A 14921-nucleotide genomic window follows, 5' to 3' on the forward strand; every position below is an offset into this window, starting at 1 on the left:
TACACTGTGCGTAGCTCCGACATGGGGCTACGCATTTTTTGCAGGGCCCGCGTGTCGCGGGTCGGATGCCTGACTAAAGCTTCGCGACCCGCGACACGCGGGCCCTACAGCAACTCCTCCCTCGATCCGCTCATGCCCAGCCCATTCAAATTCTCGCTTCGCACGATGATCATCGTTATCACGTTGATCTCAGCCTTGGCGGGATACTTGGTCTATCAAACGCCGCGTTCGTTCGACCGCCATCAGGCTCCCGCGTATGCCGTGGACATGATGGACGCGACCGACGTCGAGTGGGATGTTTCGCTCCCCGGCGAGCTAGGGGGAACTTGCACGGTCGACTACCCACGTCAGCCTGGCCACACGTACTACTGCATCATGTCGATCAAAACCAAACAGCAAAAGCTCTTTGGTTCGGCCGGTGGGTTTATTATCAACTCCGTAGGCCCTGCGTCACAGCCAATTGGCCGGTCAGGCTTCTACGTCTTCCCGCGCAACTACCCCGATATCGACCTCGATGGTGCTACCGTCTGGGCCGAGATCCGGATCGAGAACTCCTCCGGCAGCGTTCTCTATCATGGCGTGAAGGAGTCGGAAACGTATCAGGAGGCCTCGGCGAGACTGAATAAACAGAACTACTCAGGCTCAACCGGCATTCCTCCTTCCTAAGTCGCCCCCATGACCTTTCGCTTCAAGTATTCGCTGCTCACGCTGGTGATCGCCATCACGTTGGTTTCGATGTTGGCGGCTTTTCTGGTCTATATCCAACCCCGCGACATTAGCCGGCACCGCGCACCGTCCTATGTCTTGGACATGATGGATGCAACCGACGTGTATTGGGAGTTGGATTCTCCGCCCGAGCTTGTCGCGTCGTGCGAAATCAATTACCCACCGCATCCGGATCACGAGTATATTCTCATCATGTCGGTGAAGTCCGACCGCGGAAAACGGCTGCTTACGGCAGGCAGGCCGCACACCAACTTTGCCCCAGGCAAGCGAAATACCATCGGCCGTGACTTTGCAGGCGGTTTCAAAAGTGATCTCCCAGAGGAAGTCTTACGAAACGCCACGATCTGGGCCGAGATCCGTATTGAAGACGAGTTCGGCAATGTCCTATTTCACGACGTGAAGGAGTCGGAAACGTACGGCGAGGCTCGCGCAAAAGCGCAGCAGCAAAACGCTCCTGCGAAGCAGTAGTAACGGTTGATCCTGCCCAAGCGTGGCACCCGGATCACTTGTGATGTCCGACGATCGGTCACGGTGGACCGCGGTCGTTTGCTCGGCTGGCGACAAGCGTAGTGCTCACGTTCGCGCAAGCATGCGTCCCTGGGACAGCCCTGCGCGGAGCACATCGTTTCTGCGGCGAACGTTCTTGGAGCAGTTTCTTCAGCCGCTTGAGTTCGGCGTGTTGCCGGTCGAGCACCTTCAGGTGAAACGAGACCCACGCCAGCGCGCGGTCCAGTTCTTTCGCGGTCGGCACCTGGAGGCCGTCGATCGTCTGGCCGGCGAACGCGTTCCGTCTGGGCTGCTTGGGGCGTCGGGGCCGAGCAGGGCAGGGCGTCTTGGGCCTGACAACCGCCGAAGGACTTGGGGCCTTGGATCGTGCGGCCTGCGTGATGGTAGAAGCAGGAACCGCCGAGCCTTCGGTATCGTTCGTCAAAGCGCTGGCGGCCGGTGGTTCTGGCGGAGAGGGTTCTGGCGTCGGCGGCTCATCCGGCGGGGAATGATTCACGGCAATCACCAGTTGCCCCACCACATCCGCCGGCACCTCGACCAGTGTCCCGCAAGCCGAGCACAGGTAGGTCTTCCCAGCGCGCACAACGACCCCCGGAGCGTTCCCTTGCGAGAACGACCCAGGGGGATCGGATTGTGCGCCGCTGCTGAAAGACATGGTTTTACTCGTTACGATTGTGAGTGAAAGAATTTGATGGTCGCCCCGGACCGAGAAGTGGTCCGAGGACGATACGAGCAATATAGATGCGAAGCGCTTCCGTAAGATAGTGCGCGCCGAATTTTTTTGAATAGAAATGCCGCAGGGACAATGCCCGAACAACCCAAGAAGAGCCGACTTAGTTTCTCACTTCGAACGATGATCATCGGACTAACATTCGTCGCGATGATCGCCGCATTCATCGCGTACCAATCACGGCACGACGAAGCCAAATACTACCATCAACGACAGTCAGCCCCTGATTACGTCCCGGCCATGATGGACGCGTTCGAGGTTCGCTGGGTACCGGAGAATGACAAAGAGATTTTCATTTTTTGGGAAGTCGATTTCCCACCACACCCCGATCACCGATATGTCACGATTGCCACGATTCGATCCAGCAAAGGGAAATATCCGATCATGTCCTACGGACCGGTCGAGTCGATCGAAAAACGAAGAGTGGTTCAAGGACAGTTAATTGAAGACGAGATCATCTCCGCCAGTGGTGGGATTGCTATTGGTGACAATTTCATCTCGAAGAGAGTCGATTTAAAGGACGCCAAGATCAGAGTTGAAATCCGAATCATCGACGAATTCGACAATGTCCTGTTCCACGGACTGAAAGAATCGGATCCCTATTCGGTCGTAGCAGAGCGAGCGAAGCAAGAAGGTGATCCGGTTTACAGCCCCTCACCCTAGCCCTCTCCCCGGCGGGGAGAGGGGACCGGATGTGGTGGCAGGCCGTTTTGACGGATGCTTATTTACCCATCAGCTGCTGCTTGAGGAACTCATAGGTCAGGGCCGTCATGAAGGCGCGTTGCTTGTTGTCGGCGGCGCCGGCGTGGCCCCCTTCGATGTTCTCGTAGTACAGAACCGGGTGACCCATCTTCTTCATCCGGGCAACCATCTTCCGGGCATGGCCGGGATGAACGCGGTCGTCGCGGGTGCTGGTGGTGAAGAGGGTGTTGGGGTACGTCACGTCCTTCTTGACCAGGTGATACGGCGAGAACGTTTGGATGAATTCCCACTCTTCTGGTTCATCCGGGTTGCCGTACTCGCCCATCCAGCTGGCACCGGCCAACAGCAGATGAAACCGCTTCATATCCAACAGCGGAACCTGGCTGACGACGGCGCCCCACAGGTCGGGCCGCAGCACGAGCATGTTGCCGGTCAAAAGGCCACCGTTCGAACCACCCATCACGCCGAGATGCTCCGGCGTGGTCACCTTGCGAGCGATGAGATCTTCGGCCACGGCGATAAAATCTTCGTACGCTTTGTGGCGGTTTTCTTTCAGCGCGGCTTGGTGCCACTTGGGGCCGAACTCGCCGCCGCCGCGGATGTTGGCCACGACAAAGACGCCTCCTTCGGTCAGCCATGCAGTGCCGGTGGTCGCCGAGTAGTTGGGCGTCAGCGGAACTTCAAAGCCGCCATAACCGTAGAGCAGGGTAGCGTTCTTGCCGTCGAGCTTCAGGTCTTGGTGCGAAACCTGGAAGTAAGGAATCTTGGTGCCATCCTGCGAGGTCGCTTCGAACTGCTCGACTACCATCCCGGTTGCATCGTAGAACGCCGGCAGCGACTTCAGCTTCTGCAGCTTGGCATCGCCACAGGTACCCAGATACAACGTCGTGGGCAGAGTGTAGTCGGTGATAGTGAGGAAGAACTCGTCCGACTCTTCTTCGTCGACCGCACCTACCGAGATCGAGCCGAACTGCGGCACGCCGGGCAGGGGTTCGCTCTTCCACTTGCCATCTTCGCCAGGCGTCCAGAGGTAGATCTTGTTGCGAACGTTGTCCAGTTCGTTGACGATCAAGTGATTCTTGGTCGGGCTGTAGCCCGCCAGCGACTTGCGATCGGTCGGCTCGAACAGCACGGTGAACTCGCGTTTGCCCTGCATGTAGTCGTCGTAGTTGCCGACCAGCAACGCACCTGGCTCGTAAGACTTGCCGCCCACTTCCCAGGAACTGCGCGGCTGGACGAAGATCCACTCGCGGTGGACGTTCACTTCGGCGTCGTCCGGCTTTTCGATCTCGACCAGTTCGCCGTCGACCACTTCCCACAGCTTGCTGGTCCAGAAGGTGATCGCCCGACTGACGAACTCACGCTCGAAGCCAGGGGTCTTATCGTAGATGCCAGTCACACTGACGTCGGTCTTTTCGCCTTCGAAGATCGTCTTGGCTTCGGACAGTTCGGTGCCACGCTTCCACTCTTTGACGATGCGGGGGTAGCCCGAATCGGTCAGCGAGCCTTCTCCGAAGTTGGTACCGACGATGAGGGTGTCTTTATCTTTCCACGAGACGCGGCTCTTGGCTTCTGGAAGGTAGAAGCCGTCTTCGACGAACTCACGCGTTTCCATGTCGAACTCGCGTTTGATGTCGGCATCGGCGCCGCCACGCGAGAGCTTGACCATTGCGTGGCGATAGTCAGGCCGCAGCATCGAGACGCCGTGCCAGACCCAGTTTTCGCCTTCTTCTTTTCCGAGGGCATCGACATCGATGATGACGTCCCACTCGGGATTTTCCTTCACATATTCTTCCGGCGTGGTGCGGCGCCACAAGCCACGCGGGTGCTCGCCATCTTGCCAGAAGTTGTAGTAGTAAGGGCCGCGCTTGACGACGAAGGGGATCCGCTCGTTCGAGTTGAGGATCTTGAGAATCTTGTCTTCCAACTGCTGAAAGCCTTCCGACTCGGTCAGCTTCGCGGTGCTTTCTTTGTTTTGCTCTTTGACCCAATCGAGGGCCTTTTCGCCGGTGACGTCTTCCAGCCATAGATTCGGGTCATCAGACGTGGTTTCCGCGGCCGTTTGCGCCATAGCGAGGTTTCCTCCGTGAGGCAAAAGAAGTGAGATCAAACCAACGAGAAGCAGGGGGATCGCACGCATCAACTAGCTCCATGTTCCGTGGATATCCTGGGGGATCTTGTACTGCGTTCCATCGTACGCGTGCGACTACCCTTGTGGCAACCTGGGCGAATTGGCCGAAATTTGATCATTTCGCGGATCCCCGCCGCCGTTGGGGGTGTCTCGAAGAAGGGGGCATTTTCTAAAATGATGGGAATTGATGGTAATTGAATAGGTGGAGAAGCATTGGCTCGCGTAGTTTTAGCTATGTCCGGGGGTGTCGACAGTAGTGTCGCCGCCCATTTGCTCAAGCGTGACGGTCACGAAGTCATTGGGGTCTTCATGCGCCATGGCGAAGAGAGCCCGGTGGCGGAGTGCAAGCTCGATGCTCCTGGTGGCGGGACCGCGCTGCAGATTCTCAACCAGCGAGCCGATCACAAGCAAGGCTGCTGCAGTGCTTCCGACGCAGCCGATGCCCGCCGGGTAGCCGATCGAATGGACATTCCATTCTACGCGCTGAATCTGCAGCAAGAGTTCGGCCAGATCATGGAGTACTTCGCCGACGAGTACATCCGCGGTCGTACCCCAAACCCGTGCGTGATGTGCAACAACTGGATCAAATTCGGCAAGCTGTTCGACTACGCTAACAGTGTCGGGGCCGAGTACGTCGCGACGGGACACTACGCTAAGCTGGTTCCTTCCGATGAGCCGGACGGCATTCCGCGGATGGTTCGCGGCGTCGATCCTGGCAAGGATCAAACGTACGTGCTGTTTGGCATTCAACGGGACTACCTCAAGCGGATGCTGCTGCCGGTGGGTGATTTCCAGAAAGATGAAATCCGCGCGATGGCCGGCGAGACCGGTCTGCGTGTGGCCGATAAGAAGGACAGCCAGGAAATCTGTTTCGTAACCAGCGGCAAGCACGATCAGTTTGTGAAGCAGCGACGCCCTAATGCCGAAACGGCTGGCGACTTTGTGCTGACCGATGGAAGCATTGTCGGGCAGCACGACGGCATCGAGCGGTTCACTATCGGTCAGCGAAAAGGCCTCGGCATCGCTTTGGGCGAGCCACATTACGTCGTGAAGATCGACCCGGTCGAAAACCGCGTCGTGCTGGGGAAGATCGAAGAACTTGGCTGTGCCGAGCTGACGGCCAATAACTGCAACTGGCTCGTCGAGCCGAAGTCGGACGAGTTCCGCTGCGACGCGATGATCCGCTACAACAGCCCGGCGCTGCCGGCCACCGTGAAGATGCTTCCGGAGGGACGCATTGCGGTGACCTTCGACGAGCCACGCAACGGCGTTGCCCCGGGTCAGGCGGTTGTCTGTTACGATGGCGACACCGTCCTGGGCGGCGGCTGGATCGAGTAAGGACCCCGGCCACACCAGATGCAATGCTATCAAAGCATCTGGCAAAGCAGGAAAGCTGGTTCGAGCTTAACGAGCTGGATGTGAAACGGGCGAGGGAAATCTCGATTTTGCCGATGATTCAGGCCCTTTCTGGCCGACTCTAGAAGACGTACGCGTGCTCAGTTGCCGCTTTGGTGTGAGCGCTGCCTGCGGTAACGTTGCGACGACAACCATATTCTGGAGTAGATACCCAATGACCAAGCTCATTCCCTTCACGTTCGTTTTGGCCATCGTTGCCCTGACCTCGCAGGTCAATGCTCAAGAGCTGAAGGTGGTCGACGCAAACGAAGAAAAGAAGCCACTGAGCGTCGAAGACGTTCCTTCGCTGGGCAATGCGACCCCAGAAATGTGGTTCTACCTGCAAGAGCTGCGACGCTATGAAGATCCATCCGCTGCACGCCGTCGTCGTGCGGAACTGACCGCTTCGGCTCGCCGCGCTCGCATGTTCTCGCAGCAGTGGTACGGCATCAACAACCTGCGTCCATCGGCCAACGCCGTCCCGATGATGTACCGCTACTCAGCTCACCAGTCGAACGTCTCGTGGGACGCTACCCAGCACACCTACTACAACACGTCGGCCGCTCCAACGACCGGTGGTCCTCGCCAGTTCTAAGCTGACCAGCGATAATCGAATCACACGAAACAGGACGAGCAGAAATGTTCGTCCTGTTTTTGTTTCGAAGAGGACCTAGCCACTGAGCAGAGAGAAATCTAACCACGGATGACACGGATAGTCACGGATGGATTTTTCCGAGTCGACTTCGTTGACTGATCCTATCTGTATTTATCCGTGTCATCCGTGGTTACTCCTTCTCTTCTTCTGACCTCTATCACTAGACCTTATTTAGAAGCCCAGGCCAGGGCCGGTGAGGACGCCGGTGCCGACGGTGCCGTCGGTGATGTTAAACATGGCAGGGAAGCGATCTCGCCAGCCGTCGTTGCCGGCAGGGCAGTACTGGCGACCGTTTCCTTCGATGGCGGCGATCGTGGGCAGGCGAGCCGCGATGCTGGCGGAGTGCAGGAACGATGCCCCTGGGCAGGTCAGATCCTGCACGCACAGAAACAGCTTGTACTTTTGGGCCGCGGCTCCCATCAGCAAAGCCTCGGAGTGGCCTTTGCATGCTTTCAAAGCCACACCGCTGTAGCCTTGCTCGCGCGAAAGGAAGAGCGTGTCGAGATCGATCAGCGATTCGTCGATGACTACCGGCTTGATCTTGGCGGCCGCGTGCATCTTGTTTTCTGGATGCTTCCGCAAATCACGATGGGTCGGTTGTTCGATGTACTGCACGCGGTCCATGGCCGAAGGGCTGACCTCCGCCAGCTTGGCCAGGAAGTCGAGCACGTACTGCACACTGGCACACTTCTCGTTGAAGTCCAGGGAGTAGAACCACGACGTCACGCCGCGCTGCGACTGGGCAGCGGTCGCGACCTTGTCGATCTTGGCGACCCGGGCAACGTCCCAGTCGATGTCATCTCCATTGAGCTTGATCTTCAGATGAGTCAGACCATCGGCCACAATCCACTGGGCCAGCGTTTCTGGCAGGCCATCGCCGACCGGCTGGGTGAGTTCGTCATGGTCCAGCGGATCGAGCGCACCGACCAGGTGGTACAGCGGCATCGTGGGCTGCGGCTCGCGGGTTGTGTACTGATCGAGGTACTCACCGGCGAAGTCCTCGTTCAAGAAGCCGGAAAGATCTTCCTCGATGAACTCTTTGCCCAGGGTGTTGTAGCTGTTGAGTCCCAACGCTTTGCCGTAGGCATCATGAATGGCTGCGTCGATCGGGCTTCCGGCGACCAGCAAGGCCAACGGCGGGATCGCCTCAGGCAAAGAAAACTCGGTTTCCAGTTGCTTGCCGATTCCCATCAGCGGCTCGTGCAGCGAGCGGGCATGTTGCAGCGGGTGCGCGGCCTCGTTCAGCTTACCGGCCTCGGCCGAGAACCGTTCGGCAACTTCGATCATCGCGGCCAGCGTCTGGCTACCTTCCACCTGTTGAGAAGGCCATCCCCAAACGTTACCCATGGGCATCGAGCCAAAGCCTTGGCCGATCTTGCCACTTTTGGTTTCGACGGTGATCTCGACGTTAAAGAGAGTAACGTCGGTAACGACACGTCCCCCAAACTTCATCGGGGTACGGTACTGAATGGTTTCCGTCGACGGCTTAACGTCGCGAACGACAATATCGGTGGGCTTAGTCATGGTGGCTTTCCTGGCAAAAGGAGGAAGGAGCCACCCATCCTAAACGCTGACAGGTGACGTGAAAACGGGCCACGTCACCTGAAACGTTTCGCAGATGGTATCTCGCGATACCCAAGAGGGCACGAAAAACGAATGTGCCGCTACACGAGCCCTTTGCGAACTGCCCAAACCGCAGCTTGCGTACGATCCGACACACCCACCTTGCGCAGGATATGCTGGACGTGTTCCTTGACCGTTTCGTAGCTGATGTGCAGTGCCTGGGCGATTTCTTTGTTGGTCAATCCCAGGGCCAACTGGCGAAGCACTTCGCTTTCGCGCTGCGTCAGCGGAACTTCCACATCGGCATTAAGACGGGGCGTTGCCAAGGCACCGGTAACGCGGCGAAGCTCGTCGCGAGTCCAGGCATTTTCGCCACGATTAGCCGTGCGAATCGCGTCCAGCAGACGATCTCGCGGATCACCCTTGAGAACATAACCGCTGGCACCCAAAGCAACAGCACGGGCGACATACGTCGGGTTATCGTAGGTGGAAAGAACGAGAATCGCCAGATTTGGATGATCGAGCTTGAGACGCCCCAACGTCGTCAAGCCATCCCCTTCTGGCATACGAATGTCGAGAAGCACCACGTCTGGCTTGATTTCGTCGACCAATGCGATCGCCGCATCGCCCGTCGATGCTTCGCCGACAATTTCAATGTCACTGTCTGCTACCAGTGTCTTCAGTCCGCAACGTACCACTTCATGGTCGTCCGCAACTAATACTCGAATTGCCATCGATTACTCCAAGTCTCTTAGTATGCCGCACCATGGATTCTGATGAAGAATCGAACATCAACACACGAGATGAATATGCTGCCCATTTCATCCTCGTAGTGCCGGAACTACTTCCTGGCCGAAAGCAGTTCGCGATACGGTTTCATCTAGGTTTGCCCTGTATCTGGGCAGTCATCGGTGCGCGTTTTACGAAAAAAACCTTGCGCTCACCTCTGATACCCCACAAGTGCCATGCGCTGTTAACCACACCACCCGCTAGAGATAGATTAACTTAACCCACAAAAATTGCTAGGGCTTGGACCCACATGTGAAGGATGATCTCACGAGGTACTGTTAAAAAACCAGGAAGCTCTAACCACTTACGGCAAACCGCTTGCGGAATCGCCGCACTGGACACTCCATCCAACTAATGAGTATTGCTCGATCTATCTTGAGATATCTATCGGTCTCTGCGTAGATACCGCAAAGGGGTGTCAACCAAAAAACCGGAATTTACTTCGCGTTGGAAAATCAAATTCAGTTGATGTATGCCAAACCGGATATCTTCCCAATGGGCAAAAGACTGGGCGACGGTGTACGTCGCGCTGCGCTAAAGAAGAAACTGCCATCGGCAAGCCAGGCAGTCTACGCAGAATAAAAGAAAGAGGCGCCGGCCGGATTCGAACCGGCGATGGCGGATTTGCAATCCGCTGCCTTAGCCACTTGGCCACGGCGCCTTAAAAATCGCAACTGGGCGATCATTAGCGATTGGTCTGATTATTCCAAATTCGCTGACTTTGACAATGGTATCGGAAGCTTCAGCCCTTCCTCTTCACCGAATTTCTTAATATCTGGCAAGCTTTCACCAGCTAGTAAGAACCAAACCCTCGACAAATAACTGCCGTGATCGCTATCAGGCATTCGATCTTTTATTTCGTGGATGGACATCTCTTCCATCGTTGAAGTTGGATCGAAGAAAGGATTCTTCCCGTGCGACATCTATTAGCTTGGGTCAGCAGTTTCACTAGGAATGACCGAATCGTCAACCAAGCGGTTCGTCAGTTGACCGAAATTGCCCGAGAAAGAGTCAATTCGTCTGCTGGCACTTCGCAGCATGCACTGGCCGAAGGGTATCAACGTGCCCGTTTACGGCAAACGGTGCGTCAGTACCTCGACAATCTCGACGAGGCAGGCCGAGAGGTTTCTTCCGCCCGACGCCAACAACTGCTCGACACGATTTTAGAGCGGCTTATTGCCCAGGATCTCATTCAGCGCGAACCAACGGCCGTGCCTCAAATACTGCCCCGAAAAGCGGCATAATCGTTAGCCTTCACGCAGATCGCATCTTTTTTCATAGATCAGGCAGGTCTCGCCAATCGAACCTCTTCCCCGTTGCCGATTTCGCAAAGGTCTCCACTAGAGAGATCGCTCACCACTCATGCCATGCGAGGCGACCGATGAATCCTACCCAAAATTCGCTTCCCGACCTGCGAAAGATCAACCAACGCCTGGCCCTCAATGGGGTTCGCGTTCAAGCGTTTCTCGACGGACTGACACCTCGGCTGGATCAACTTCTGCTGGCCATCAGCGAAGGCAACATGGCCGAAGTCGGCCGCACCAGCCATTTCATCCATCGCTGCTGCGATGTGTACGGCTACGACGAACTGGCGGTGAAAGCCGGAGAAGTGTGCGAAGCCGCGGCCGCATGTGAATCGACTGAGGTCGTCGGACGCAAAGTCGTGCGATTGATCGGTGCGTTCGGACGCACTTCGGAAGACGCTCAGGCAACGATGGCGACGTAACGCCTAGTGGCTTGCCTGAGCTTGAGAGAGAACCGGCCTAGCCCTGTTCGAGCTTCTTCAGCCGCTCTTCTTTCTCTTTCGCCTCTTGGCGTTCACGTCGGCGTTCTTCCTCGGTTTCGCGGTTGGTACCATAGCCAACCACGATAATCCCCAGGACCACGCTGAGAACGACAACGATATAGTTCAGCACCCAGCTCTTGCCTTCCTCTTCTTCAGCAGCTTGCGCGAAGACAGGGTTCGCAATCACGTCGAGAGACATCAGCGTGAGAAGTACGAGGATCAGGCGAAGCTTTGGCATGGAGAATTCCTGCAAGCGAATTGAGCGGTCAACGAGATCTTTAGTTTAACCAGAACCGACAGGGCCGCAAAACCAGACGTCGGAACATTTTACCTGCTTTGGCAAGCCCCGCTGGGCTACGGGACCGATCATTGATGGCCCGGGGCGGCTGCATATTCCGGCTGGGGCTCCGACTCGAAACCATCGCCTGAAAGGCCATCGGACGGCTCGTCGTCCTCTTCATCACGCCGCCAGGGGGAAACCAGCGATTCATAGGTTTCCACCGTCAGGCTAAAGAGGCTCGGCACCAGAATCAGCGTTAAGAACGTCGATACCAAGAGCCCCCCCAATACCACGCTACCCAGCCCGCGATACAGCTCGCTTCCCGATCCTGGGAATAACACCAGCGGCATCAGGCCCAAAACGGTGGTCATGGTGGTCATAAAAATAGGGCGAACACGCGAACGGACGCTGGCCAAGACCGACTCGTTCAAGTCCATCCCATCTTCCCGCATATGATTGAGCGCCTGGTGCACAATCAGAATCGGATTGTTGACCACCGTCCCAATCAAAATGACAAACCCGAGCATCGTCAGCACGTCCAATGCCTGAAAGTAAAACAGGTTCAAGAGTGCTAGGGCCATCACGCCGCCGACTGCCCCCAGTGGAACGGACAGGATGATCACGAAGGGATAAACCCACGATTCAAACAGGGCCGCCATCAACAGGTACGTGATCACCAGCGCCAGGACAACATTCACCCACAGAGCTTGCCAGGTGTCGGTCAACTTGTCGGCCGTACCTGAAAGCCCAACACGATACCCATCCGGGATTTTTCCTTCGTCAGCCATTGGGGCGACCAACTGATTGGAGATCATCAGCATCGCGTTTTCCAGCGGCATCGCCTCGGGAGGGGAGACTTCAATCGTGATCGAGCGGAGACGCTCTCGGTGATTGATCTGTTCCGGACCGCTGCTGATGTTGACGTCGGCCAGTGCCGCCAACGGCACGAGCTCTCCGCCCGGGGTCGCGATCGGCAACGCACCAATCTTTTGCGTGCTGTCGGCAAAGTCGGTCTCGCCCATGATGGTCAGATCGATCTTCTTGCCTTCGAGGAAATAGTCGCCGGAGTAGGCACCGTCGATCAGTGCATTGGCCGTATAGCCTAAGTCAGCGCTGCTGATCCCCATTTCCGCAGCCTGAACGAGCTTGGGCTCGATATGCAGTTCCGGGCTGGAAAGGTCCAAACTTGGCACAGGCCGAACCTGGGCTTCGGGGATCAGCCCCTTGCCGGCAAACGGTCCGGCACCTTTGACTCGCATCAACATCTCACCACCCAACTCGACAAGCTTTTCGAGTTCTGGCCCGGTGATTTCAATTTCGATCGTACGGCCTGCGGTGAGACCACGTTCGAAGAGACTCGACTGCTTGGCGACCGCGAAGGTTCCCGGCAGCTTGGCTCCCACACTGGAAACCAGGGGAACCAGTTCGCCGCAGCGTTGGTCGTCGTACGTTCTTAGCCCCATAAAGACCTGCCGGCCTCGCGCGACGAAGAAGAAGTCGCTGATCGCGGGGTACTTGGCATTCTGCACAGCCGGATCGTTCGGGTCGACATCCCAGTAGGGACGCAGTTCTTCTTCCACCGTTTCGCCCAAGCTCATCAGCTGATCGATGTTGTAACCAGGCGGAGGCAGGAGAATCCCAAAGACCAGGTTTCGGTTGCCGGTCGGAAGGTATTCGACCTTCGGCCACAGGGCCCAACTGACACCTACCGTCCAGGCCAGAATCAACGTGATGATGGCAATTCGCCTGGTCACGCTCCCCATCAACCAGCGATTGAGACTCACAATGGTCTCGATCGTTTTACTGCCTGCGGTGCCGATACCTGCTTCGATTCCCGAAGCCGATTGCGAGGCCTTGTTGCCTGGTTGATCGTTGACGCCCCGTTTTCCTTTCGGGGTGCGATGGAAGAGTCGCGAGGCAGCTGTCGGAATCACCGACATCGATACGACCAACGAAAGCGCGACGGCCGCACTGATAGCCAAGGCAATGTCTCGGAACAACTGCCCCGCTTCTTCTTGAATGAATACGATTGGCAAAAACACAGCCACGGTTGTCGCCGTAGAAGCAAACACGGCGCCCCACACTTCCTGCGTCCCTTTTAAGGCCGCTTTCAACGGGGGATCACCCATCTGGTAGTGACGATAAATATTCTCGAGCACCACGACCGCGTTATCGACCAGCATCCCGACGGCAAACGCAAGTCCGGCCAAGCTAATTACGTTGAGCGATCGCCCCAAGATGCCGAGAATCAAAAACGTGCCGACGATACTGGTCGGAATCGCCAGCGCTACCACCAGGGCACCACGGGCAAACCAGAAGCCGGCTGTGATCAGCAGAATCAAGCACGGAACAAACAACCAGCCGCTGACCGTCGCGGAAGCAATCGCCAACGCCATCGCTGGAGGAATCAGCAGCAGCGTACGAGCACCCAGATGCAAGAACAGCATTAGCACGCAAATCGTCAACGCACCACCGATGAAGATGTTCTGCCGAACCAAGTCGACCGACGAGTAGATGTAGTCGGTTTCGTCGTAAACCTGAACCAGTTGCAGGCCGCGTGACTTGAGCAAGCCTTCGTCCAGTTCCGCACGAACTTGCCGCAAGCCATCCATCACGTCCAGCACGTTGGCATTGGTTTCACGCACGCAGTTGATACCAATGGCCGATTCACCAAAACGTCGCATGATGCCGGTAGGCTTCTTGTAGCCGTGCTGCACTTCACCAATATCCCGCACATACACAGGCACCCCGTCGCGAACGGCCAAGAGCTGATTCTCGACCTGCTGCGGCGTACGAAATTGGCCCAAGGTCCGAACCACCCAGCGCCGCTTGCCTTCCCAGAAGTCACCAGCCGAGGTGTCTTCGTTCTGACCGGACAGCACGCGTCGAACGTCCGAGACCGTCAAGCTACGCGCGGCCAGTCGTTCAGGGTGGACGATCACCTGGATCTCGTCTTCCAGGCCACCGATCACGTTCGACTGCGATACGCCTTTGACGCGTTCGAAGCGGGCTTCAATTTCGTCTTCGGCAAATCGTTTGAGGGTTTGAATGTCGAGCGATTCCGGCGGCATCAGCTCTTGAAACTCGGCGTGCTTTTCTGCCGCACGGCGGAGCTTCAGCATTTGAACGCCGATGTTAGGCGCGTACTGGACCTCGTCGATCACCTCGCTAAGTTCCGGATAGCTCTTCCGCATCTCCGCGTATTGTTCTTCCGAAGGACGCCGGGCACTGAGCACAAACCAGGCGATCGGGCGGTCCGAAGAGTTAGCCGTCGAGATCACCGGCTGATCGGCATCTTCGGGATAATCCGGTACTTGGGCGAGTCGGCTGTTCACCTTGAGCAGGGCCTCGTCCATGTTGGTTCCCACGAGGAACTCAAGGGTAATCTTGGCCTGCGAGTCGCTGCTTTCGGAGGTCATCTTGCGGATGCCTTCGACGCTCTTGAGTTGTTCTTCCTGCTCGACGACGATCTCTTGTTCGATTTCCTGCGGGCTCGCTCCCGGCCACTTCGTTTCAATCGAGATCGTGGGGGTCTCGACCTCCGGGGTCAAAGCCATCGGCATTCGCCAAAGCGCGACGATTCCGAACAGGGCCACCAGAAGCACTCCCACGGAGACTTTTACCGGATTGTTCAGGAAAAACTGGATCATCGAATTG

The 14921-nt window shown here is 56.9% G+C and carries 13 protein-coding genes and 1 tRNA gene; 7 read left to right on the top strand and 7 right to left on the bottom strand.

Annotated elements, in window-relative coordinates; genetic code table 11:
- Nucleotides 1–132 precede the first annotated feature (132 nt).
- Nucleotides 133–666, top strand: coding sequence for a hypothetical protein (locus PSR63_RS00365; protein WP_274329753.1), 534 nt, complete (start codon nucleotides 133–135; stop codon nucleotides 664–666).
- Between the two features lie 9 nt (nucleotides 667–675).
- Nucleotides 676–1194 (top strand): hypothetical protein, encoded by a 519-nt coding sequence (locus PSR63_RS00370; RefSeq protein WP_274329755.1) that lies wholly within the window; start codon nucleotides 676–678, stop codon nucleotides 1192–1194.
- Between the two features lie 58 nt (nucleotides 1195–1252).
- Here PSR63_RS00370 and PSR63_RS00375 read toward each other — a convergent pair whose 3' ends face one another.
- On the bottom strand, nucleotides 1253–1888 hold the full coding sequence (locus tag PSR63_RS00375) for a hypothetical protein (protein ID WP_274329757.1): 636 nt from the start codon (nucleotides 1886–1888) through the stop codon (nucleotides 1253–1255).
- Between the two features lie 150 nt (nucleotides 1889–2038).
- Between PSR63_RS00375 and PSR63_RS00380 the strand changes: the two genes are divergently transcribed.
- Complete coding sequence (locus PSR63_RS00380) at nucleotides 2039–2626, top strand: hypothetical protein (protein WP_274329759.1); 588 nt, start codon at nucleotides 2039–2041, stop codon at nucleotides 2624–2626.
- Nucleotides 2627–2684: 58 nt separating this feature from the next.
- Here PSR63_RS00380 and PSR63_RS00385 read toward each other — a convergent pair whose 3' ends face one another.
- Nucleotides 2685–4805: a prolyl oligopeptidase family serine peptidase gene (locus tag PSR63_RS00385; RefSeq protein WP_274329761.1), complete on the bottom strand. Its 2121-nt coding sequence runs from the start codon at nucleotides 4803–4805 to the stop codon at nucleotides 2685–2687.
- Nucleotides 4806–5009: 204 nt separating this feature from the next.
- Here PSR63_RS00385 and mnmA point away from each other — a divergent pair, with 204 nt between their 5' ends.
- A complete protein-coding gene (mnmA, locus tag PSR63_RS00390) occupies nucleotides 5010–6134 on the top strand; it encodes a tRNA 2-thiouridine(34) synthase MnmA (protein ID WP_274329763.1) in 1125 nt (374 codons plus the stop codon).
- Between the two features lie 232 nt (nucleotides 6135–6366).
- The gene (locus tag PSR63_RS00395) at nucleotides 6367–6786 is read left to right on the top strand and encodes a hypothetical protein (RefSeq protein WP_274329765.1); all 420 of its coding nucleotides are present in this window, start codon (nucleotides 6367–6369) and stop codon (nucleotides 6784–6786) included.
- 231 nt (nucleotides 6787–7017) lie between these two features.
- Here PSR63_RS00395 and PSR63_RS00400 read toward each other — a convergent pair whose 3' ends face one another.
- From PSR63_RS00400 to PSR63_RS00410, 3 genes are all read right to left on the bottom strand, one after another.
- Nucleotides 7018–8370 carry a mandelate racemase/muconate lactonizing enzyme family protein gene (locus PSR63_RS00400; protein WP_274329767.1) on the bottom strand — a complete coding sequence of 451 codons (1353 nt, stop codon included), beginning with the start codon at nucleotides 8368–8370 and terminating at the stop codon, nucleotides 7018–7020.
- 140 nt (nucleotides 8371–8510) lie between these two features.
- Nucleotides 8511–9143: a response regulator gene (locus tag PSR63_RS00405; protein WP_274329769.1), complete on the bottom strand. Its 633-nt coding sequence runs from the start codon at nucleotides 9141–9143 to the stop codon at nucleotides 8511–8513.
- Between the two features lie 644 nt (nucleotides 9144–9787).
- Nucleotides 9788–9859: transfer RNA gene (locus tag PSR63_RS00410), tRNA-Cys, on the bottom strand.
- A 253-nt stretch (nucleotides 9860–10112) separates the two neighbouring features.
- On the opposite strand from PSR63_RS00410, the gene PSR63_RS00415 reads away from it, so the two are divergent.
- Together PSR63_RS00415 and PSR63_RS00420 are read left to right on the top strand one after the other, a co-directional pair.
- Nucleotides 10113–10442, top strand: a complete 330-nt coding sequence (locus tag PSR63_RS00415; protein WP_274329771.1) for a hypothetical protein — start codon at nucleotides 10113–10115, stop codon at nucleotides 10440–10442.
- A 137-nt stretch (nucleotides 10443–10579) separates the two neighbouring features.
- On the top strand, nucleotides 10580–10924 hold the full coding sequence (locus PSR63_RS00420) for a hypothetical protein (RefSeq protein WP_274329773.1): 345 nt from the start codon (nucleotides 10580–10582) through the stop codon (nucleotides 10922–10924).
- Between the two features lie 37 nt (nucleotides 10925–10961).
- Here PSR63_RS00420 and PSR63_RS00425 read toward each other — a convergent pair whose 3' ends face one another.
- Both PSR63_RS00425 and PSR63_RS00430 read right to left on the bottom strand, forming a co-directional pair.
- A complete protein-coding gene (locus PSR63_RS00425; RefSeq protein ID WP_274329774.1) occupies nucleotides 10962–11222 on the bottom strand; it encodes a hypothetical protein in 261 nt (86 codons plus the stop codon).
- 128 nt (nucleotides 11223–11350) lie between these two features.
- Nucleotides 11351–14914, bottom strand: coding sequence for an efflux RND transporter permease subunit (locus tag PSR63_RS00430; protein WP_274329776.1), 3564 nt, complete (start codon nucleotides 14912–14914; stop codon nucleotides 11351–11353).
- Between the last annotated feature and the right edge of the window lie 7 nt (nucleotides 14915–14921).

Source organism: Bremerella sp. P1 (assembly GCF_028748185.1).
GTDB lineage: Bacteria > Planctomycetota > Planctomycetia > Pirellulales > Pirellulaceae > Bremerella.